This is a genomic window from Paraburkholderia sp. SSBN10T, assembly GCF_056619545.1.
The window spans coordinates 1-22,376 of record NZ_JBWQQI010000001.1; the positions used below are offsets into that span (position 1 = coordinate 1).

18 protein-coding genes are annotated in these 22,376 nt (G+C 63.4%); 15 read left to right on the forward strand and 3 right to left on the reverse strand.

Annotation, left to right across the window (positions count from 1 at the left end):
- Nucleotides 1–725: 725 nt before the first annotated feature.
- The 4 genes from AC1ECK_RS00005 (at nucleotide 726) to AC1ECK_RS00020 (ending at nucleotide 4,701) form a co-directional block, all read left to right on the forward strand.
- On the forward strand, nucleotides 726–920 hold the full coding sequence (locus tag AC1ECK_RS00005) for a hypothetical protein (protein ID WP_480314631.1): 195 nt from the start codon (nucleotides 726–728) through the stop codon (nucleotides 918–920).
- A 115-nt stretch (nucleotides 921–1,035) separates the two neighbouring features.
- Complete coding sequence (locus tag AC1ECK_RS00010; RefSeq protein WP_480314633.1) at nucleotides 1,036–1,365, forward strand: DUF3876 domain-containing protein; 330 nt, start codon at nucleotides 1,036–1,038, stop codon at nucleotides 1,363–1,365.
- 111 nt (nucleotides 1,366–1,476) lie between these two features.
- On the forward strand, nucleotides 1,477–2,340 hold the full coding sequence (locus AC1ECK_RS00015; protein ID WP_480314635.1) for a cytochrome c oxidase assembly protein: 864 nt from the start codon (nucleotides 1,477–1,479) through the stop codon (nucleotides 2,338–2,340).
- Nucleotides 2,341–3,294: 954 nt separating this feature from the next.
- Nucleotides 3,295–4,701, forward strand: coding sequence for a hypothetical protein (locus AC1ECK_RS00020; RefSeq protein ID WP_480314637.1), 1,407 nt, complete (start codon nucleotides 3,295–3,297; stop codon nucleotides 4,699–4,701).
- A gap of 9 nt (nucleotides 4,702–4,710) precedes the next feature.
- Here the strand turns inward: AC1ECK_RS00020 and zapE are convergent, their stop codons facing one another.
- Together zapE and AC1ECK_RS00030 are read right to left on the reverse strand one after the other, a co-directional pair.
- Nucleotides 4,711–5,796, reverse strand: a complete 1,086-nt coding sequence (gene zapE, locus AC1ECK_RS00025) for a cell division protein ZapE (RefSeq protein ID WP_480314639.1) — start codon at nucleotides 5,794–5,796, stop codon at nucleotides 4,711–4,713.
- Between the two features lie 210 nt (nucleotides 5,797–6,006).
- Complete coding sequence (locus AC1ECK_RS00030) at nucleotides 6,007–7,194, reverse strand: NAD(P)/FAD-dependent oxidoreductase (RefSeq protein WP_480314641.1); 1,188 nt, start codon at nucleotides 7,192–7,194, stop codon at nucleotides 6,007–6,009.
- Between the two features lie 186 nt (nucleotides 7,195–7,380).
- Between AC1ECK_RS00030 and AC1ECK_RS00035 the strand changes: the two genes are divergently transcribed.
- Nucleotides 7,381–8,346: a LysR family transcriptional regulator gene (locus AC1ECK_RS00035; protein ID WP_480314643.1), complete on the forward strand. Its 966-nt coding sequence runs from the start codon at nucleotides 7,381–7,383 to the stop codon at nucleotides 8,344–8,346.
- A 257-nt stretch (nucleotides 8,347–8,603) separates the two neighbouring features.
- On the opposite strand, the gene AC1ECK_RS00040 is transcribed toward AC1ECK_RS00035, so the two are convergent.
- Nucleotides 8,604–9,206, reverse strand: a complete 603-nt coding sequence (locus AC1ECK_RS00040) for a helix-turn-helix domain-containing protein (RefSeq protein WP_480314645.1) — start codon at nucleotides 9,204–9,206, stop codon at nucleotides 8,604–8,606.
- 224 nt (nucleotides 9,207–9,430) lie between these two features.
- Between AC1ECK_RS00040 and glnT the strand changes: the two genes are divergently transcribed.
- The 10 genes from glnT (at nucleotide 9,431) to rbsK (ending at nucleotide 22,301) form a co-directional block, all read left to right on the forward strand.
- A complete protein-coding gene (glnT, locus tag AC1ECK_RS00045) occupies nucleotides 9,431–10,819 on the forward strand; it encodes a type III glutamate--ammonia ligase (RefSeq protein ID WP_480314647.1) in 1,389 nt (462 codons plus the stop codon).
- Nucleotides 10,820–10,830: 11 nt separating this feature from the next.
- Nucleotides 10,831–11,739 carry a class II glutamine amidotransferase gene (locus AC1ECK_RS00050; protein WP_480314649.1) on the forward strand — a complete coding sequence of 303 codons (909 nt, stop codon included), beginning with the start codon at nucleotides 10,831–10,833 and terminating at the stop codon, nucleotides 11,737–11,739.
- Nucleotides 11,727–12,416, forward strand: coding sequence for a protein glxC (locus AC1ECK_RS00055; RefSeq protein ID WP_480314651.1), 690 nt, complete (start codon nucleotides 11,727–11,729; stop codon nucleotides 12,414–12,416). The genes AC1ECK_RS00050 and AC1ECK_RS00055 overlap by 13 nt, the downstream gene beginning before the upstream one ends.
- Nucleotides 12,417–12,441: 25 nt before the next feature.
- Entirely contained in the window at nucleotides 12,442–13,803 is a 1,362-nt protein-coding gene (locus tag AC1ECK_RS00060; protein ID WP_480314653.1) for an FMN-binding glutamate synthase family protein, read from the forward strand.
- A gap of 80 nt (nucleotides 13,804–13,883) precedes the next feature.
- Nucleotides 13,884–15,320, forward strand: coding sequence for an APC family permease (locus tag AC1ECK_RS00065; protein ID WP_480314655.1), 1,437 nt, complete (start codon nucleotides 13,884–13,886; stop codon nucleotides 15,318–15,320).
- The gene (locus AC1ECK_RS00070; protein WP_480314657.1) at nucleotides 15,321–17,138 is read left to right on the forward strand and encodes a bifunctional protein-serine/threonine kinase/phosphatase; all 1,818 of its coding nucleotides are present in this window, start codon (nucleotides 15,321–15,323) and stop codon (nucleotides 17,136–17,138) included.
- Between the two features lie 211 nt (nucleotides 17,139–17,349).
- Nucleotides 17,350–18,360 (forward strand): deoxyribose-phosphate aldolase, encoded by a 1,011-nt coding sequence (gene deoC, locus AC1ECK_RS00075; RefSeq protein ID WP_480314659.1) that lies wholly within the window; start codon nucleotides 17,350–17,352, stop codon nucleotides 18,358–18,360.
- Nucleotides 18,361–18,373: 13 nt separating this feature from the next.
- Nucleotides 18,374–20,815 carry an aldehyde dehydrogenase family protein gene (locus AC1ECK_RS00080; RefSeq protein ID WP_480314661.1) on the forward strand — a complete coding sequence of 814 codons (2,442 nt, stop codon included), beginning with the start codon at nucleotides 18,374–18,376 and terminating at the stop codon, nucleotides 20,813–20,815.
- Nucleotides 20,816–20,865: 50 nt separating this feature from the next.
- Nucleotides 20,866–21,342, forward strand: coding sequence for an RbsD/FucU family protein (locus tag AC1ECK_RS00085; protein WP_480314663.1), 477 nt, complete (start codon nucleotides 20,866–20,868; stop codon nucleotides 21,340–21,342).
- Nucleotides 21,339–22,301, forward strand: coding sequence for a ribokinase (gene rbsK, locus AC1ECK_RS00090; RefSeq protein ID WP_480314665.1), 963 nt, complete (start codon nucleotides 21,339–21,341; stop codon nucleotides 22,299–22,301). Before AC1ECK_RS00085 ends, rbsK begins: the two co-directional genes overlap by 4 nt.
- Nucleotides 22,302–22,376 lie beyond the last annotated feature (75 nt).

Sequence of the window (22,376 nt, forward strand, 5' to 3'; positions counted from 1 at the left end):
AGTTGCGCGAGCGCGTCTGCGACCTTCTGAGTGACGAGATAGGGCAGGCAAGGCAGCCTGGGGTGTTGCAACCCCGGGCTGCCGTTTTTCGTTCAACGCAAGCCCCCGTTAACTGTCCCGTTCACCTGCATGGAGCCGCCGGCGCCGCTAGCCTGCGGCTCCGGTAACACATCCTCAACGGATTGCCGGGCGCCCGCCCGATCCCCCCACGATTCCGAGCTGCCCTCAGCGCGCATATCCGGGTGCACCGGAACGAACGGTTCAAACCCCGGAAAACATTCAATTCCATCATGCCGGAGCGAATAAGGAGTGCATAGCGTTTAGAGGCGCAAGAAGATCGGAATTTTTACAACATTTTTATATTGATTCTGCAATTGCTTAGACGGAATGGGTGTGGGGAACACTCAGCACTTTTCCGATTGTTTCCCGTGCGCTTTATATGCTGCAGTTTCTGAACGGCGCCGGACAGACGAGAGCCGCTGGCCTGCTAGACGATGAATCATCTTGCTGCACTAATATGAGTAGCCATTGGTGTTAATTCACGAATTATTACAAATATTTTTAAAAATCCATAATTTAGACAAGCCTGTCTAGTTGAATTTTCATTTAAAATAATTGTCTGTTTGATTGAATGAGCAATGCGACGAGTCCGGAATTTTTATGACTCATCGTTTTAGTTGAGGCAGATACATTGAGTGAAGAGTCGAGTGCCGTCGGGGTGTGTTGTGGGTGACTGGATCGAGGTCGTGATCGGATTGATGATCCTGAATTTTGTGCTGTTCATCGCCTCTTGCCTGCTGGAGCTTTTTTCCATCAACAAGGAATCGCGTCGGCTGGACGAAATGCTCGACGGACAACGCAGGGCAGCCGGGCTGGAGAGCCGCAAGCCGTCGGTCGCATGGAAGCGCCGGCGCCGCTAGCCTCAGGTTGTGCGCCGGATTGCCGTTAACCCGGTTGTCGTTATCCCGAGCGCCACCACCTCGCGCCCCTTCGCAAGGCCGGGCGGCGTAACCATCATAAATAGAGGGGGAGAACATGATTCGCGCGTATGTCGTGATGCTGGTTGCCGTCCTGCTTGCCGTGATGGCGGGCTGCGGCAACAAGGAGGGCGACGAGTTTATCGGCAAGTGGCAAAGCACCAAAAGCCGGGAAAGCGTAGAGATCTCCCGCAATGACGACGGTTTCATCATCGCCAATACCACCGCAGGCGGAATGAAGGGCGCGATGGCCTCGGCTTCGTATCGTGACGGCGTGCTGGAGGTCAATGCGACGGGCGGGGCCGAGAACGTCATTTACGACAGGCAGCACGACAGGCTCGTGTTGCCTACCATGACCGGCATGACCCCGTTCACACGGGTGAAGTGAGCCCGCGCGGCGGGCGCGCCCCGGCCGGCAAACCCCTGCTATCATCTGTGGCGCTGTTTGTGCGATACGTCCGTTCGGACGCGCAGCCCCGGCGTTACCGTCAAATTCACCATGTCGCTGATTCGCCTGCTTGATCCGTGGGAGCCGTCGTTCGCGCTCGTCGCCGTTTTTGTCGCGGTGGCGGTGCTGTTTGCGCGCGGCTCGCGCCGCCTTCGTATCGGCATGGTTCGGCGGGTGGCGTTCTGGAGCGGCCTTGGGCTGTTCTATATTGCGCTGCACACACGGCTCGACTATTACGCCGAGCACCAGTTCTTCGTGCATCGCCTCCAGCACCTGGTGTTGCACCATCTGGCGCCGCTGATCCTGATGGCCGCCTACCCGGGCAGCGCCCTGCGCGCCGGCTTGCCGCCGCGCTGGCGCAGCGCGCTGCGACGCTGGCAACGCCGCCGCTCCGTGCGCCTCGTCGCGGCAATCGTGCTGCATCCCACCTTCATCTCCGCTGCGTTTGTCGTCTCCGTGGTGTTCTGGCTGATTCCGTCGATCCAGTTCATCGCCATGCTGGATTGGCGCATCTACACGTTCATGAACTGGTCGGTGGCGGTGAGCGGGCTGCTTTACTGGTGGATGCTGCTCGATCATCGTCCGAGCCCGCCGAGCCGCACCCGGCCCGGTCTGCGGGTTCTGTCGCCGGTCATCACGATGACGCCGCAGATCCTGGTGGGCGCGATCATCACGTTTTCTTCGCAAGACCTCTATCCGGTGTTTACGTTGTGCGGCCGTGCGTTCACGTCGCTGCCGCCTGCGCTTGACCAGAGCCTCGGCGGTCTCATCATGTGGGTGCCGGCGGGCGTGCTTGAAGCGATCGGCGCGATGATGGCGCTGCGCCACATGATGCGGCTGTCGGCCTTGCCGGCGCGGGTGTCGCCCAGGGCGAAACGCGCGAGGCAAGGCGGCAAGGCCGCACTGCAGGGGTGAGCGAGAGGACCGGTGAACCTGCGGCGCCCAGGCCGCATGAGGCATGACGCCGGTTTAAATCCGCCTGCAAATTGCCGTTCGCCAGGGCAGTGTCGAAGCTTCGGGTTTTCGCATCTCCCTTCGTAAGTGGCATGAGCCATCGGCTGGACGAATCCTATGATGGACGCGCGGGGTGGGCTGTGCTCATCCGTTCAGATCCGCCGTGTTCATCCGAGGACGTAACGACGCGAAGCGCGAGGCAGGCCGCGTGTTACGCCGAACCCATCGTCGACGAGACATTCCATGCTGAGTACTCAGAAGACCGCTTCGCCCACAGTGAGGGGGGCTGACAGCAGCCCCGTCGACAGCCAGCAGACGCAGCAGAACAAGAAACCCGATATGCAGGCGCGGACCGATAAGGGCTCGGTGACGCCTCAGCTTGCCCGCCTCCAGGAGCATTCGGCCTCGCAGATGCAAGGCGAGACCAGTACGTCTCGCGGCGGGGCGACGTTCGGCGCGAGTAGGGCGACATCCTTGACGTCGCATACCGCCGACGCATCGACGGTCCCTGCTAGGCCGCCAAAGTCGCCGTTGCGGGCGCAATTGGCGCGGGGCGGGGTGCAACCGGGAACGCAAGCCGTCGTGCAGCAGAATCGTGGCGACGCACCGCCCGTTCCGCCAAAGTCGCCTCTGCGGGCGCAGCCGAGAGTGCAGCAGAATGTCGTTGCGCCAACAACGGGTGATACGACGCCCGCGAGGCCGACCCGGCCAGCGCCGCCTCCTCCTCGCACATCACAAGAGCATCCACAGACCTCGAAAGCTTCGACGCCGCAGCCGCCACGCCACACAGAAAGCGTGGCCGGTCCCTCGCACACGCGACCGTCCGCTCCCTCACAACCGCCATCGCGCGCGCCCTCCATCGAAACCGAAGCCGCGCCTGAAGAGAACGCGGCGCCGGAAGATCCCGGCTTCCAGATGCCCGCCAAACGCCAACGTCTGGGGCAACCGGTCGATCGCGACAAGCCGGGCTTCTCGCTGCTCGAAACCAACAAGCTGCGCCCGGATGCTTCGATTGCAGCAGCGGTTGGCATCAGCACCCACACCACGCCAGGCGCAGCAGCGGGCGCGGTGGTGGGCGGCAGCATGACGGCGGCGCACGAAGCGATCGGCGCAGTGGTCAACGGTCACGCGTTTTTCGCCGCGTCGGAGCGCAAGAAGCGCTATGGCACCCAGCTCGACAGCATGCTGAAGGACGATCTGGCCAAGTTCGAAACCAGGCGGGCGAGCAGTGAGCCGATCCATCCGGAAACGATGATCTTCAAGCGCAAGAATGCCATCAAGAAGGTCGGCGATCTTCATAACGGCGGTACCACCGGCAACAAGCCCGTCCCGCTCGAATACGACATGGAAGCGGTGCAAAAACTCGCCAGTTCGGAAGATCCCGCTTTGAAGAACGAGAGCGCTCACGCCAAAAATGTGCTGCTCACCGCGTTCCTCAAAGACGACGTGGCGGCTAAGCAGCGCAATCGCGCCGCGTACGAATTCATCCGCAATTCCGTGGCGATCAGCGCCGCGACGGCGACCGCGATCGGCACGCATGGCGCGTCGGTGGCGGTTGCGGGCTCGCATGCGGCCGCCACCGCAGCGGGCCAGCGCATCGCCGGCAGCGCGCTGTCGGGCGTCAGCTCGCTCGACGTCGCGAAGGGCATTCGCGGCCTCAAGCAGCGCATGCGCAACGACAAGGCGGAGGTGGTCGGCAGCTATGAGCTGCAGAAGCGCCATGCCTTTGCCGAGCAGTACGCGGGCCCGAACGCCACGGAAGCGAACAAGAAGATCATCAGCGATCTCGGCGATGCGAGCGACAAGGTGATCAAGGACACGCATCTCGCGTTCCGTCAGCAGGCGCGGGCGCAGGCGGGCAAGGAGACCTTCGGCAGACTTTTCCCGGGTTCGATGATCGACGACCGGAAATCGACGGCTGCGAAGAAGGAAAAGCGCGACGTGGTCGGCAAGCACGCGTACGCCGTGGTCGACTATCACATGGGGACGAGCGATCCGGTCAAGTCCGCACAGCATGCCGAAAAATGGAACGAGATCATGAATACGCCGAACGGCACGCGCAAGTCGCGCCAGAAACAGTTCGCGGCGATGATCGATAAGGATCCCGGAATGAAGACCGCGTATCAACTGCTGCGCGATACCGGCATGGGCCGCGGCGAATCGATCTACACGATGCAGCGGATGATCGAGATGTCGATCGAAACGAAGATGGCAAAAAACCCGGAGATGAACAAGGTCGGCGGCAGCCCCGATTTCGCCAAGGACGACGCCGCGCAGAAAGCGACCACCAGCCGTTTGACGACGGCGTTCGCGCGGCGTTGAGGCGTATCGTTAGGGACAAGCCGTCGCTTCGGAGGCAGCCTGCGCCCCGTCGAACGGGTTCGAGTAAGTGCGCGATTGCATCTCGGCGAGCCGGCTCAACGTGCGCGACAGATCGTGCGCGCCTTCGAGCCCGCCAAGCGCGGTTGCAATCGGCTGATCCGAGGCGATGAAGAGCGCCCGCTTGCGGTCGTAGAAAATATCGACCAGCCACACGAAACGCTGTAGCGTGTGCGCTTTGGCGAGCGCATGCGTGTGCAACTGATCGACGATCAACCCTTGCCAGCGCTCGGCCAGGTCCAGATAGTCGAGATGCGAACGGTTCGCGGTGCACAGTTCATCGAACCCCGCCCACATCAGCGCGGCCCCGGCGGCAAGCACGCGCAATGGCCGGCCTGCGGCGGACAGCGTCTGCGGCTTCAAGGCGTCCTCGCCTTCGGCCTGCACGAAGAGTTGCCGCACCTGCGCGCCGGTATTCGCGTCGAGCGGCGCAAAAAAGCGCGGCCGTTGCGCGGCCGCGCCGCTAAAGCGATAGTCCCGCGCGCCGTCGAAATGAATCACTGTGAAGTGTTGCTCGATGCGCCCGATGGTCGGCTCGAAGCGCTCGTGGAATTCCGGATTCGGCAGCAGACCCCGCGGCGCATAGTTCGACGTCAGCACGATGCGCGTGCCGAGTTCAAGCGCGACTTCGAGAAAGCGGCCGATCAGGAACGCGTCGGCGATGTCGTGCACATGGAATTCGTCGAAGCACAGCAAGGCAATGCCATCCAGCCATTGCCGCGACACCGAGCCGAGCCGGTCGTCGCCGCGCGGTTCGTTGACGAGCCGCCGGTTCATCTCGCGCAGAAACTCATGAAAGTGGATGCGCCTCCTGGCGCATCCGGCCAGCTCGAACACGGTATCGACTACGAGGCTCTTGCCGCGTCCCGGCAAGCCATGACAATAGACGCCCACTGACGTTTGCGCCCGACGCGGCGTTTTGCGCAGCGCGGGCCCGCCGAGCAGCGCGACGAGTGCGGCGATCGCTGCGCGCTGGCTGGCGTCGGGCACGATCGCACGGGACGCCAATGTGCTCACGACGTGAGCTTCGTCAATCATGGTGCAGCCACTCCACGGGGGAAACGGGTTTTCGGGCACCGCACAGGGCACTGTGCGAGCCAGCCGCGATCTTCGCATGAACCTGCCGCGTTTGCTTCGAATCGCCCCGTCGTGCCCGATTCACGTTCCTGGTAAAAATACCAATGGGCAAACAAAAGCCCGCCTGGCTGGAGCCGGCACGCTGATTGTCATGGCTGGAGCATTTTTAAATCAGGAGACAGAGCCGGAGCCGTATTTGCCTACCAGCAGAGCGCCGCTGGCGAACCGGTCGAGTGCATAGGGTGCGAGCGACACGTCGGTGGGCTGACCGAGCGCATGCTGGGCGAGAATCTTGCCGATGCCAGGCGAGAGCTTGAAGCCGTGCCCGGAGAAGCCGAAGCCGACCACAAGTCCCTCGATATCGGCGACCTGGCCCAACACGGGATTCCAGTCGGGCGTCACGTCGTAGACGCCGGTCCACGACGAAGCGAGCCCCGCAGCTTCATAAGCGGGGAAGCGCTCGGCGACCTGGGTGCCGACTTCGGCGACATAGTCGAGCGAGATCTCCCCCTGTTCAGTTTCCGGCGAGCTCAGCGTTTCGCCGACCACGCCCTCGGACACGAGCATCTGGCTGCCGCCATAGCTGCGGTAGTAGAGCATGCCGGTCGAGCCCAGGTCCTTGAACGCAGGCATCTTGAACGAGTATGCGGCGCCCTCGCATTCGAGTGCGAGTACCGTGTGACGCTCCGGCTTGACCGGTAGAGGCACGCCGATCCACGCGGTGAGTTCAGGTGTCCAGATGTTCTGGGTGCTGATGAGGGTGCCGCAACCAAAGCGGCCGGCGCTCGTCTCGAGGCCTGTGATCCGGAGTCCCTCGCGGATGAGGCCCGTCACCGTGACGCCTTCCATGATCTTGACGCCGCGCCGGCGCGCCGAACGGGCAAAGCCGCTGGCGACCAGATAGGCGTCGGCAAAGCCCGCTTCCGGTTCGAAGCCGATCAGCGCGGCGTCATCAAAGCTCGCGATCGGCAGGCGCTCGCGTGCCTCAGCCTTGTCGAGTAGCTGCACTTCGATGCCCATGTCCCGCTGCGCGGCGAGCGAGGCGCGCAGCGGCTCAAGCTTGTCGCCCTCGGGCGAGCAGATCAGATAGCCACATTTGACGAGGCCGCAGGACGCTTCGTCGTCGCCGACGTATTCGGCGAAGTTGTTGAACGCGCTCCACGACGAGCGCGCAAGTTCCACATTCTGGCGTACCGAATAATGCGTGCGCAGCAGGCCGGACGACTGGGAGGTGGTGCCCGCGCCGATCGTGCCCCGCTCGACGACCAGCACGCTCTGCGCGCCTTGTGCGGCGAGATGATGGGCGACCGACGCGCCGATGACGCCGGCGCCGATCACAATGAAGTCGTAGTGAGTCATGTAGACCTCCAGGTGGGCAATGAGGCGAATTCTAGGAAAACGCCGGGCGCGCTAATTTTGTATTAGGCAAACTTATAGGGAGCCAATGCAATTTCTCATCCTGACCACCGGCCCTGCGAACCTCGGCACCATGCTTCGGTGCTGCACAGGATGACCGGCAAGTCACCGACGCGAGCGGAGCAAGCCATGAGACGAACCCCGACCCCGATCGATCTGCGCGCGCTGCAGGCTTTCGTCGCCGTGTGCGACAGCGGATCGATGTCGGGCGCTGCCAAGCAGCTCGGCGTGAGCCAAAGCGCGATCAGCCAATCGATTGCCGCGCTGGAGCGCGATCAGGGCTTGACGCTGTTCGACCGCGAGAGCCGCCCGCCGCGGCCGAACGTGGCGGGGCGCGCGCTGCTCGAACTGGCGGACCCGCTGATCGAGCATGCGAAGATGGTCGCCGCCCGCATCGGCGATGCGTCGCACGCGGGCAAGATGCCGATGCGGCTGGGCTGTGTCGATTCGTTCGCGGCGACTGTCGGCCCGGAGTTGATCCGCGCCGTGTCGAATTCGGAGCGGCAGATTTCAATGTGGTCAGGCCTGACGCCGGGCCTGAGCAAGCAGTTGCACGATCGCGAACTGGACATCGCGATCTGCACGCAGACCACGCTGACCGATGCAAGGATCGTCGAAGTGCCGCTATTTTCCGAAGCGTTTGTCGCGGTAGTGGCGCGCAGCCATCTAAATGGCCGCCGTCCTGGCGACTGGCGCACGCTCGCCATGGAAATGCCGCTGATCCGCTACACGGCGCGCTCGGTGATCGGCCAGCAGGTCGAGCGTTTCGCGCGGCACCTGGGGATCAACAGTCCGCGTCGTTACGAGTTCGATGCCACCGATCCGCTGCTGAGTCTGGTGGCGGCACGCGTGGGTTTCGCGATTTCGACGCCCTTGTGTTTGTGGCAGGCGCGTCACTACCTTGACGATATCGCGGTGATGCCGTTGCCGCCGAGCCGCCTTGGGCGGCGCGATTTCTTTCTGCTGCACCGGCAAGGCGAATGGGATCAGTTCGCCGGCGACATCGTCATGCTGACGCGCGGCGTACTGGACAACGCAATCCGGCCGTCACTGGCGCGTGTGCTGCCCGATCTGCCGGACGACGCGTTGCGCTAAGGCCGCGGCCAAGGCGTTATTTGTATAAGCGTTGCTTTTGACCCAGCTTAACCGCACATCTCGTTTTTGTGCAAAGTCGCACCAGCCGCAACAAGGATGTGCACCGCAGTCGAACAACGAACCTTGCAGCCTGAAGGCCGAGCAAGCCTCATTACGCTCAAGGCGTTTATTCGCGGGAATTTTTGATTCACCAAGATAAACATGGCATAAACGTTGCATTGGTTTGCGCAGGGGTTGCGACCGGACGCAGCGCGAGATCAGTCGGCGCTCGATTGTGGGTACACAAAGATCGACAGGAACTGAATGGGCGTCTTGATCAGACGTTCGGGACCGTGGGGTATTTCACCCTGGAAGGTGAGCGTGTCACCGGGATGCAGGATGTAGGTTTGCTGTCCGTGGCGGTATTCGATCACGCCCTTGAGCATATGGATGAATTCGGTTCCCGGGTGCTGGAACACGGGAAAGCGCTCGGCCTCGTCCTCCATCGTGATCAGGAAGGGTTCGAAGAGCTTGCGCGGCCCCTGGTCGTATGCGAGCAGGTGATAGGTGTGACCTCGTTTGGTGCCTTTGCGGACGACCTCCATGCCGGCGCCCTTTTGAACGAGCTGTGCACCGCCTTGAGGCACGTCGAAATTGCGGAACAACGTGGAGAGCGAAACACCGAGCGCCTGGGCGATGCGGTTGAGTACGTCGAGGCCGGCGGCGGTCTGTGCGTTCTCGATCTTCGAGAGCATGCCGCGGCTGATGCCGGCCTGCGCGGAGACCTGGGCGATGGTCAGACCGTGGCGCTGGCGTAGCTCGCGAATGGTGATACCCAGGTAGCGTTCGAGCGGCGTGTTGTTGTCTTCACCGGTTTGCATGTAGGCCTCAGGAAAAGGGAAAGCGTAGCAGATCGCAGCGCCGGGGCGCGCGCGAAGAGTTTCACCGTGGGAATCCTAGTTTATCGCCAATAAATTTGCCGTCCGATTGAAGACGGCTTTGAAACGTGTGGCAAGCGCCGTTCGAAAGCGCGTTGCATAGCCTGGTCACATGCGTTGCGTGTGGCTTGCCCAACCCACCAACACTGTTGTTGCAAGGAGCGGCGATGAACCTGAACGATGCGACCAAGCTGCCGGTCAACGAACTCGGATGCGTGCCCCGGTTCGGTTCGGCGGAAGAGGCGCAAGCTTATCTGACGCAGCAGGGCGTGAAGTACGTGCTTGCGCAGTTTGTCGATATTCACGGCGTGGCCAAGGCGAAGTCGGTGCCGGTCAGTCATCTGCAGAGCGTGTTGAAAGCGGGCGCCGGTTTCGCGGGGTTTGCCATCTGGGGTGTCGGTATCGAGCCGAACGGTCCCGACTACATGGCCGTCGGCGACCTGGCGACGCTCACGCCGGTGCCGTGGCAGCCGGGTCTGGCACGGATCGTCTGCGACGGCCACGTGGGTGGTCAGGCATGGCAATACGATTCGCGTGTGACGCTGAAGAAGGCGGTTGCGAAAATGACCGAACGCAACTGGACCCTCTTCACCGGTCTGGAGCCGGAGTTTTCGCTGCTGCGCCGTTCGGCGTCCGGCACGCTGGAGCCGTGCGATCCGAGCGATACGCTCGCCAAGCCGTGCTATGACTACAAGGGTCTCTCGCGTACGCGTGTCTTCCTGGAAAGGCTCACCGAATCGATGCGCGCAGTAGGCATCGATGTCTATCAGATCGATCACGAAGACGCCAACGGGCAGTTCGAAATCAACTACACGTATACCGATTGCCTGACCTCCTGCGATCACTACGTGTTCTTCAAGATGGCGGCCTCGGAGATCGCCAATGAACTCGGCATGATCTGCTCGTTCATGCCCAAGCCGTTCGCGAACCGCCCAGGCAATGGCATGCATATGCATATGTCGATCGGCGACGGCGAGCGCAACCTGTTCGCCGATCCGGCGGACCAGCTCGGCATGGGGCTTTCGTCGCTCGGCTACCAGTTCACGGCCGGTCTGCTCGCGCACGCACCGGCGCTGACTGCGCTGTGCAATCCGACGGTGAACTCGTATAAGCGCCTCGTGGTCGGCCGCTCATTGACGGGCGCAACGTGGGCGCCGGCCTACATCAGCTACGGAGACAACAACCGCTCGACGATGGTGCGCATGCCTGGCGAGCGTATCGAACTGAGGCTGCCCGACGGTTCATGCAATCCCTATCTTGCGACCGCGGCGGTGATTGCGGCGGGACTCGACGGCATCGATCGCGGCATGTCGCCGGGCGAGCCGGCCAACGAAAACCTGTACGAGTGGTCGCCCGTCCAGCTCTCGGAACACGGCATCGGCGTGCTGCCGCAAAACCTCGAACAGGCGCTCGACGCACTCGAAAGCGATCGAGTGATCTGCGACGCGCTCGGCCCGGTCGTCGACGAATTCCTCAAGCTTAAAAGGATGGAGTGGCTCGAATATATGCGCCACGTGTCGGACTGGGAACTGAAGACCTACCTCGAATTTTTCTAAGGAGAACCACCATGTGCGGAATTGTAGGCTTGCTGGTGAAGACGCCTGCACTGCGCGAGCGGCTGGGCGAACTGATGGTGCCGATGCTGATCGGCATGACCGAGCGCGGACCGGACTCGGCGGGTCTCGCGGTGTTCGGCAAGCCGGTCGATGCGAGCCAGCGCAAGCTGAGCCTCTACGCGGGCTTCACCGAAGAAGGCGCGGATTTCGCCTGGCAGCCGCTGGTGGAAGCGCTGAACGCGGCGATGGACGTCACCGCGCGCGTCGACTCGAAAGGCAATCACGCAGTGATGACGGTGCAAGGCAACGTCGAGCGTGTGAAGACGTGGCTGCGTGAACGCTATCCGAAGCTGTATCTGCTCTCGAGCGGCCGCTCGATCGACCTGTACAAGGATATCGGCTCGCCGTCGCAAGTCGCCGGGCGTTATGACTTTGCGAACCTGAAGGGCACGCATCTGGTCGGCCACACGCGCATGGCGACCGAATCCGCAGTGACGCCCGACCGCGCCCATCCATTCACGGCCGGCGACGACTTCTGTCTGGTTCACAACGGTTCGTTGTCGAACGCGCATGGCGTGCGCCGCAAGCTCGAACCGCAAGGCATTCACTTCGATACCGACAACGACACCGAAGCCGCCTGCCGCTTTCTCGAATGGCGGCTGCGCGAAGGCGACACGCTGCCGGTCGCACTGCAGAAAGGCTTCGAAGAACTCGACGGCTTTTACACGTTTCTGATGGGTACCTCGACCGAACTCGCGCTGATTCGCGATCCGTTCGCGTGCAAGCCGGCGGTGGTCGCGGAAAACGACGACTACGTCGCGATCGCTTCCGAGTTCCGTTCGCTCGCGCATCTGCCCGATATCAAGAACGCCAGGGTCTTCGAACCCGCACCTGAGGAGATGTATGTATGGAAATCCTGACTTTCGATCTGGAGCGCACGACGGTTCGTGAGTTGAACCAGTTCTTGCACAAGCCGGCGAGCGAACTGGAGGGCCAGGCGGTGACGGTCGTCGCGCCGAACGGTGCGCATAACCTCGCTGTCGGTGTGGATGCGCCGGTGCGGGTGACGATCGCCGGTCACGCCGGCTATTACGCGGGCGGCATGAACAAACACGCGACGATCGAGATCGACGGTAGCGCGGGCACCGGCGTCGCGGAGAACATGATGAGCGGCAAGGTGCATGTGAAGGGTTTCGCGTCGAACGGTGCAGGCGCTTCGGCGCATGGCGGCCTGCTGGTGATCGACGGCGATGCGGGTCTGCGCTGCGGTATTTCGCTGAAGGGCGGCGATATCGTGGTGGGGGGATCGGTGGGCAGCTTTTCTGCGTTCATGGCTCAGGCCGGACGCATGGTGATCTGCGGCGACGCGGGCGACGCACTCGGCGACTCGCTTTACGAGGCAGTGCTGTACGTGCGCGGCGAAGTGAAATCGCTCGGCGCGGACGCGCAATACGAGCCGATGACGCAGGCCGATCTCGACGCCGTACGCGCACTGCTCACCGCCGCCGGCATGGACCACGACCCGGCGTCGTTCAAACGGATCGCTTCCGCTCGCACGCTCTATCACTGGAACGCCGACGCGAATCAGGAATATTGAACACACGCTCTCGAAGAAGGTCCCCATGGAAGCCAAACCCGTTCACTTCGCCCGCTTGCAGCAGGAAGAGTCGCAAGGCTACGACCGCAAGACGATCGACTATATCCACGCCGCTGCGCAGCGCGGCCTCTATGAAATTCGCGGTCTGGGCGCGAAGCGCCGCGTGCCGCATTTCGACGATCTGCTGTTTCTCGGTGCCTCCCTGTCGCGCTATCCACTCGAGGGATATCGCGAGAAATGCGCGACGCAGACAGTGCTCGGCACGCGCTTCGCCAAAAAACCTGTGGTGCTCGACATCCCGGTCACGGTGGCGGGTATGAGCTTCGGCGCGCTGTCCGCGAACGTGAAGGAAGCGCTGGGCCAGGCCGCGACGGCGATGGGCACCTCGACCACCACCGGCGACGGCGGCATGACGCAGGAGGAACGCCGCTCGTCGAAGATACTGGTCTATCAATGCTTGCCGTCGCGTTATGGCTTCAACCCGGACGACGTGCGCCGTGCCGACGCGATCGAAATCGTGATCGGTCAGGGCGCGAAACCGGGCGGCGGCGGCATGTTGCTCGGGCAAAAGGTGAATCCGCGCGTCGCTTCGATGCGTACGTTGCCGGCCGGTGTCGATCAGCGTTCGGCGAGCCGTCATCCGGACTGGACCGGCCCGGACGATCTGACGATCAAGATTCAGGAACTGCGCGAAATCACCGATTGGGAAAAGCCGATCTACGTGAAGGTCGGCGCAACCCGCACGTTCAACGACGTCAAGCTCGCGGTGCATGCGGGCGCGGACGTGGTCGTGATCGACGGGATGCAGGGCGGCACGGCGGCGACGCAGACCTGCTTCATCGAGAACGTCGGTATTCCGACGCTGGCCGCGGTTCGTCAGGCAGTGGACGCGCTCGAAGATCTGAACATGAAAGGCCAGGTACAACTGATCGTATCGGGCGGCATCCGCACCGGTGCTGACGTGGCGAAGGCATTGGCGCTCGGCGCGGACGCGGTGGCGATCGGGCAGGGCATGCTGATGGCGCTCGGCTGCAACAGCGACACCTACTTCCAGAACGGCGCGCTGCATTCGGCAGCGGCGGATTACGCGGCGTTGAACACGTCGGCGGGTTTCTGCCATCACTGCCACACGGGCAAGTGCCCGGTCGGCGTGACCACCCAGGATGCGGTGCTCGAACAGCGTGTCCAACCGGAGGAAGGGGCGCGCCGGGTGCGCAACTACCTGAAGACGCTAAACATGGAACTGACGACGATCGCGCGTGCGTGCGGCAAGCAGAACGTGCATCACCTGGAGCCTGAGGATCTTGTCGCTGTGACTGTGGAAGCTGCGGCGATGGCGCGCGTGCCGCTCGCGGGTACGTCGTGGATTCCCGGATGGATCAAATGAAATAAGTTGTTTCGAGATTTTTGACTGTGCAAAAGTTGAGCGCATCTAGCTTTGATTCATCCATCTATCAGGAGCCCTACATGAGCACTCCACAAAGCACTACGCAAGCAGCGCCGGCACCTTCCGGCGGCCTACGCGCCGGTACTTTGGGTTTTCCCGAGGTCATTGGCCAATCCATCGCGAACCTTTCGCCGACCTTCACGCCGTCGATCAACGTGACAGCCATCGCGGCGCTGGCCGGCGCGGGAACATGGTTGATTTATGGTCTTTCGACGCTCGGGCTGCTGTTGGTGAGCATGAGCATCATCGCGCTCTCGAGCCGGATCGCGTCGGCGGGTTCGTTCTTTATCTATATTTCGCGCGCGCTTGGGCCGATGGCGGGTGGCATTGCCGGCTGGGGCCTGATCGCGGCTTACGTGGGTACGGCGATGGGGGTTGGCGCCGCAGGCGTGGTGTTCGTGCAGAACGCCTTTTCGGCCTGGAACATCGCTATTCCGTCGTGGGCGATCTACACAATCTTTATCGGCCTGGCCTGGTTCTTCTCGGCACGTGACGTGAAGCTCTCCTCGCGCCTGTCGCTGGCGATCGAAGCCGCTTCGGTGGTGATCGTCGGCGGTGTGCTGATCTATGTGCTCGCACTGCACCCGGACCATATCGTCGACCATACGCAACTGGGACTGCAGGGCGTGAGCGGCAAGGGCATGGCACAGGGCATGGTGCTCGGCATCTTCTCGTACGTGGGCTTCGAGAGTGCGGCCTCGCTCGGCCAGGAAACCCGGAACCCGCTGCGCGTCATTCCACGTGCAGTGGTCTGGTGCGTGATCCTGTCGGGCCTATTCTTCATGTTCGTGGCCTATTCGATGACGATCGCCTACCACGACGACGCAGCCAAGCTCGGCGGCGATTCGGCCGTGCTCAGCACGTTGCTCACGAGTGTCGGCGCCTCGCCGCTCGGCCCGGTGTTTTATCTGATCGCCTCGGTCAGCGCGTTCTCGTGCGTGCTTGCGTGCATCAACTCGTCCAGCCGCCTGCTGTATTCGATGGGCCGCTATCAGTTCGTGCACCGCTCGATGGGCATGGTGCACCGCACGCACCAGACACCGTACCTGGCCGTTGCATTTTCCTCGATCGTGACCTTCGTCGTATGCATTGCGATGCTCGGCACGGGGCCGCTCAACACCTTCGGTTATACGAGTACGTTTGCGACCTTTGGCTTCCTGGTCGTGTATTTCCTGGTTGCAATCGCGGCGCCGGTTTATCTGAAGAAGCAAGGCGAGCTCAAATCGATCAACGTACTGTGGGGCGTGCTCGGCGCACTGGCGATGGTCGGCGCGGTGATCGGCAGCGTGTATCCGGTGCCCGATTATCCGTATAACATCCTCCCTTATCTGTTCGTCGCGTATATGCTGGTTGGCGCAGTCTGGCTGATGATGCTCAAGAAGCGCTCGCCGCAGGTGCTCGAGAAGATCGAGCACGATCTGGAAACAAGCGACGTGATGACCCATGGCAAAAAGTAGATGAATGAACCCTTCTCCCCGGATAGCTTGTCCGCACCGAACACGGGCCGGATGCCGGACGATCCGGAGGGAAGGGCCGCCAGCCGTCGCGGAACGAGCGGCGAGGAAATCGACCTGCAGTTGCGGCCGGAGCGCGGCGAGTGCGCTGCCCTCGAGATCGGTTGTGTCTCTTGCCCTGCCCGCGGACGCGGGCAGGATCACATCAACGAAGACTACATCGGCGTGATGCTCGGCGATCTGGCGGCGCGCGTTGCTCGTGGCAGCGTGATCGCTCTGGCCGATGGCGTAAGCGGCAGCAAGGGCGGACGGGTGGCGGCCGAGCTCTCGGTGCGGACCTTTATCGATGCCTACTATGGGCTCCCCGACACCTTGCAGCCCGGCGTGGCCGCGGCGCGCGCGCTTGAGGCAATACACGGCTGGCTGCATCAGATGGGGCGCGTCGATCCCGCGCTGACGCAGATGGCCGCGTCCTTTGCAGCGCTGATCGTGCGCCGCGCGACCGCGTATCTGGTGGCGGCCGGCGATGTGCGGCTCTATCTGCTGCGCGATGGTCAACTGACCCAGGTCGGCGACGACGACGTAGTGCCGGTCGCCTTTGGTTCTTATGTGGCGCATGCGGTCGGCATGCTGCCGGCGCTGGTGACTCGCATCGAAACCCTTGAGCTGCGCGAGGGCGACCGCCTGCTGATGTGTTCCGACGGGCTCTATCGCCGCGTGCCGATGCGCGAGTTGCAGACGGTGCTGGCGGCGCGCGGCGGTGCGCTCGACACGGCACGCCGGCTTGGCGCGCTGGCGGTGACGCGAGGCTCGCATGACGACGTGACGAGCGCGGTGCTCGATGTGGGCGGCCTGCCTTCGCTCGATGTCGGCTACCTCGAGCGGGTGGTGGGTGTCTTGCCGATTCCGGCTGTGCCCGACGCCGGCGAGGTGGTCGATGGATATCTGCTCACGAGCGTATTGAGCGATGGCTTCTATTCGAGGATTTTCGCCGGCTACGATCTGGCCGATCCGAACACGCCGCTGGCGCTCAAGTTTCCCAGGCCTCGGGTGGGGCAGGACGAGAACGTGCGCCAGTCGATCGTGCGCGAGCGCTGGCTGGCAGGCAAGATCGACGACGATGGCGTGCTCGCGCCGATGCCGGTCGATGCCGACCGGCAAACCCGGCTCTATGTGGTGATGCCGCTCGGCGCAGGCATCACGCTCGAAAAACTGCTGGCGGCGCCTCAACCCATTTCGCTGATGCGTGCGCTTGGGATCGCGCAGCAACTGGGCCGTTCGATCGACGCGCTAAACCGCCGCAATATCTTCCATCGCGATATCAAACCCGAGAATGTGCTGGTGATGCGGGGCGATAGCACGCGCTTGCTCGATCTCGGTTTCGGTTATATGCCGGGCATGCAGTTGCCGGGGCCCGATACCGCTCCGGGCTCGCCCGCTTATATGGCGCCTGAGTTGATGAAGGGCGCGCAGGGCGATGCGCGCTCCGAGGTGTTTGCGTATGGCGTTACGCTGTACCGGCTGTTCAGCGGCGGCAAGCTGCCCTACGGCTTCAATGGCCGTGTGCCGCTTTATCAGTACCGGGCCGACGCGCCGCAATGGCTCGACCTGGTGCTCGAGAAAGCGCTACAGCCCGATCCGGCGCGCAGGTATCAGGACGTACTCGAAGTCTGCGCTGATCTCGAACGTTTTTCGAGCGGTCGAGACGCGACGGCACCGGTTCGGCGCGTGCCCTTGCTCGAAAGCGATCCGGTTCTGTTCTGGCAATCGGTCGTGGTGGCGTTGCTGGCGCTGCTGTTGTGGTCCTTGATGCGGCATTGAGCGTCGCAGATGGCGGCCCATTGGCCACTCCGAAACCCGGTTTGTTGGGCTCAAATCCGGTTTCGTTTGCGCGCCACCCACGCAAATCGCATAAATCCCAGATAAGGAAATGATCGTAACGCCACTTGTTACGATCCTATCATTCGATGTACGATGGTTGCGAATAAACCATCAGCCGTTGCTGTGCACCGCACAAAATCACGGACGTTCCATGCCTGAAGCCCCTTCTTCGTCTTCGTCGGTCATCGCGCTGCGGCGCGGCGTGGCCGTTCATCCAGAACGCAATCCGGGCGTGCCGTTCGATGCCGCCTGGCTCGACGGCCTGCGCGTCAATCAGTCCGCGGTCGAGCGGCGCACGGCCACGCTCGGGACGCGCCGCACCGTCAAGAAAGACGCGCAGGCGGCCTGGCTGTTGAAGGCCGTCACCTGCATCGACCTGACCACCTTGAACGGCGACGACACCGAAGGCCGCGTGCGGCGCCTTTGCGCGAAAGCGCGTCAACCGGTGCGCGCCGACCTCCTCAGCGCGCTGGGCATCGCGCCGCAGACCATTACCACCGGCGCGGTGTGCGTGTATCACCGCTTCGTCGCCGCCGCGGTCGACGCGCTGCAAGGCAGCGGCATTCCGGTTGCCGCGGTGTCCACGGGTTTTCCGGCCGGACTGATCCCGCATCCGTTGAAGCTGAAAGAGATTGAAGCGTCGGTGGCCGATGGCGCGCAGGAAATCGATATCGTCGTCACGCGCGAACATGTGCTGACAGGCAACTGGCAAGCGCTATACAACGAAGTGCGCGATTTCCGTGCGGCCTGCGGCCCGGCACATCTGAAGGCCATTCTCGCCACCGGCGATATCCGTACGCTGTCGAACGTGGCGCGCGCCTCGATGGTCTGCATGATGGCCGGCGCGGACTTCATCAAGACTTCGACCGGCAAGGAAGGGGTGAACGCGACGCTCGACGTGTCGCTGGTGATGGTGCGCATGATCCGCGATTATCACGAGCGCACCGGCGTCGTGATCGGCTTCAAGCCGGCGGGCGGCGTCTCGAGCGCGAAATCCGTGCTGACCTATCAGATCCTCATGAAGGAGGAACTGGGGCGCGCGTGGCTCGAACCGGAGCTGTTCCGTATCGGTGCATCGAGCCTTCTTGCCGACATCGAACGCCAGCTTGAACACCACGTGAGCGGCCGTTACTCCGCCTTCAACCGTCACCCCGTTGCCTGAGCAGACCGATCCCATGAGCGTAGCCGAATATTTTTCTTCGATGGAGTACGGTCCCGCACCCGAGGACGATCAGCCCGCGCGCGCCTGGCTGGCGCAGCACGAGGCGGGCTTCGGGCATTTCATTGGCGGCGCCTGGCGCGCGCCGGCCTCGGGCGAGCGCTTCGAATCGCGCGAACCTGCCACGGGCGGGTTGCTTGCGCATATCGCCCAGGGCGATGCCGCTGATATCGACGCAGCGGTGGCGGCCGCGCGCGCCGCGCAGCCTGGCTGGCTGGCACTGGGCGGCGCCGGACGGGCGCGCCATCTGTATGCATTGGCGCGCATGGTGCAGCGTCACAGCCGGCTGTTCGCCGTGCTTGAAGCGCTCGACAACGGCAAGCCGATTCGCGAGACGCGCGACATCGACGTGCCGCTCGTGGCCCGTCACTTTCTGCATCACGCCGGCTGGGCGCAACTGCAGGACAATGAGTTCGCCGACTTTGCGCCGCTCGGCGTGGTCGGCCAGATCGTGCCGTGGAATTTCCCGCTGCTGATGCTCGCATGGAAGATTGCCCCGGCCATCGCCACGGGCAACTGTGTGGTGCTCAAGCCGGCCGAATACACGCCGCTGACCGCCTTGCTGTTCGCCGAACTGGCGCATCGCGCCGGCTTGCCGGCAGGAGTGCTGAACGTCGTGACGGGCGATGGCCGCACCGGTGCGGCGCTTGTCGAGCATCCCGGGGTCGATAAGCTCGCGTTTACCGGCTCGACCGAAGTGGGCCGGCAGATTCGCTCGGTCACGGCAGGCTCGGGCAAGTCGCTGACACTTGAACTGGGCGGCAAGTCACCGTTCATCGTCTTTGACGATGCGGACCTGGATGGCGCGGTCGAAGGCGTCGTCGACGCGATCTGGTTCAACCAGGGGCAAGTGTGCTGCGCCGGTTCGCGTCTGCTCGTGCAAGAGGGCGTCGAAGCGCGTTTCATCGAGAAGCTCAAGCGCCGCATGGAGACCCTGCGGGTTGGGGCGTCTCTCGACAAGAGCATCGATCTCGGCGCGATTGTCGATCCGGTGCAGCTTGAACGGATCCGATCGCTGGTTGAAGCCGGCCGCCGCGAAGGCTGTGCGGTGTGGCAAGCGCCGGAGGCCACGCTGCCTGCGCAAGGCTGTTTTTACCCGCCGACCCTCGTCACCGGGGTGGCGCCGGCATCGACGCTCGCACAGGAAGAAATTTTCGGCCCTGTGCTGGTGACGATGAGTTTTCGCACGCCCGATGAAGCGGTCGCGCTGGCCAACAATACGCGCTATGGGCTTGCGGCGAGCGTCTGGAGCGAGACGATCGGCCGCGCGCTCGATGTCGCGCCGAGGCTTGCAGCCGGTGTCGTCTGGATCAATGCCACCAACCTGTTCGACGCGGCGGTCGGTTTTGGCGGCTATCGCGAGTCGGGCTATGGCCGTGAGGGCGGCCGCGAGGGCATTTATGAATACCTCAAGCCGCGCGCCTGGCTTAAGCTGGCCGAACGCTCTGCAGCCGCGGCATCGGCGCGTGTGGCTTCGGCAGATGCGTGCGCGGTTGCGTCGGACGCGGGCTACCCGAATGCGGGCCACCCTAACGCGGGCCACCCGAACGTCACGCCGATCGATCGTACGGCTAAGCTCTTTATCGGCGGCAAGCAGGTGCGTCCCGACGGCGGCTATTCGTTGCCGGTGTACGGCCCAGATTGTGGGATCGTCGGCGAAGTGGGCGAGGGCAACCGCAAGGACATTCGCAATGCCGTCGAGGCGGCACGCGGCGCCGCGAAGTGGTCGCAGGCCAGCACGCACAATCGCGCTCAGGTACTGTATTACTTCGCGGAGAATCTGGCGGTGCGAGCCGACGAATTCGCCCGGCAACTGGTGGTGCGCACCGGCGTGACCGAAGCTGCGGCGCATGCAGAGGTCGAAGCTGCCGTGACGCGGCTCTTCACCTACGGCGCGTGGGCCGACAAGTTCGACGGCGCGGTGCATACGCCGCCGCTGCGCGGCGTGGCGCTGGCAATGCATGAACCGCTCGGCGTGATCGGGGTGGCGTGTCCGGATGAAGCGCCGTTGCTGGCCTTCGTTTCTCTGGTGGGGCCGGCGCTGGCGATGGGCAATCGCGTGGTGGTGCTGCCGGGCGAAGCTTCTCCCTTGACCGCGACCGACCTGTATCAGGTGGTCGAAACCTCGGACATCCCCGCTGGTGTGTTGAACATCGTAACGGGCGAGCGGGCGGTCTTGCTGCCCGCGCTGGCGAAACACGACGACGTCGACGCACTCTGGTGCTTCGGCAGCGCGGCGGATTCGGCGCTGGTCGAGCGCGCGTCCGTCGGCAACCTGAAGCGTACCTTTGTCGATCATGGCCGCCAGTTCGACTGGTTCGACCGTTCGAGCGAAGGGCCGGAGTGGCTGCGTCAGGCTGTACAAGTGAAGAATATCTGGATCCCATACGGAGACTGACCGTCCGGGCGTGGACGGGCAGCAGGCCGATCGAACATGGAGGAGACACTGTGCTAAAGAATCTGGACCCGCTGTTGAACGCCGATGTCCTGTACGCGCTGCGCGCGATGGGGCATGGCGACGAAGTAGTGATTTGCGATGCGAATTTCCCGGCCGACTCCGTTGCGCGTGCAACGGTGCTAGGCAAGCTGTTGCGTATCGACGGCGCCGATGCCGCAAGCGCGGTTCGCGCGGTATTGTCCGTGCTGCCGCTCGATACCTTTGTCGAGCATCCGGCGCTGCGCATGGAAGTGGTGGGCGAACCGGACACCATTCCCGTCGTGCAACGGGAAGCGCAAGCGCAAGTGAACGCTGCCGAAGGGCGTGAGCTGCCGTTTGGCTCGATCGAACGGTTCGCGTTCTATGAGCGTGCGAAAGCCGCGTATTGCGTGATCGCAACCGGCGAGCGGCGCGGCTATGGCTGCTTTGTGTTCAAGAAAGGGGTGCTGCTGGCACCAGATGTAGCGCGCACGGAGCAGGGCAAATGAGTACGCAGTCCGAATCGAACGGGCGCGTCGTCATCCTCGGCATCTACGTGACCGACCTGACCTTCCGCGCCGAACGGATGCCGCTGATCGGCGAGACCATCGCCGGCTCGGCTTTCGCGATGGGGCCGGGCGGCAAAGGCTCGAATCAGGCTGTAGCGGCAGCGCGGGCAGGCGCGCAGGTGGTGTTCTGCACGCGCATCGGCAACGATGCGTTCGGCGCCATTGCGCGCTCGACGTGGGCCGCCGAAGGTATCACCGCTCGCGCCACGGAAGTGCCGGGTGTCTCCACGGGCGCAGCGCATATTTTTGTCGACGACACCGACGGCAAGAACGCGATCATCGTCGCGGCCGGTGCGGCAGGAACGATGAATGCGGCCGACGTCGACGCCATCGAAGCCGACATCGCCGCCGCCCAGGTGTTTGTCACGCAACTGGAGCAACCGCTTGCCGCCGCGCGGCGCGGTCTTGAAGTCGCGCGACGGCACGGTGTCACCACGGTGTTCAATCCGGCGCCCGCATTGCCGCTCGACGACGCTATTTTCCCGCTGTGCGACTACATCACGCCGAACGAAACCGAGGCCGCCGCGTTGACCGGCGTGCCGATCCAGAACGCCGACGACGCGCGCCGCGCCGCCGAGGTGCTGCTGGCCAAGGGCGTGGGCACCGTGATCGTGACGCTCGGCGAGGCTGGGGCACTGCTGCACTCGGCAACGCAATCCGTGCTGGTGCCGGCGTTTCAATGCGGCCGGGTGGTGGAAACGGCGGGGGCGGGCGACGGTTTCACCGGCGGCTTCGCTGCGGCGCTGGCGCGCGGCGCCGCTCCGGTTGAGGCGATGCGCTTCGGTTGTGCGCTAGCCGGTATCTCCGTGACGCGGCCCGGCACGGCGCCGTCGATGCCGACCCTGAGCGAAGTGAACCAGTTATTGAATCAAGCGGGCCAAGCGGTGTCCGCGCACTGAATGCGCACATGAGGTTCGATCGGCATGGCCCCACAGGCGCATGCATCGCACCTTGAAGGCCCACTGAAGTTTGCT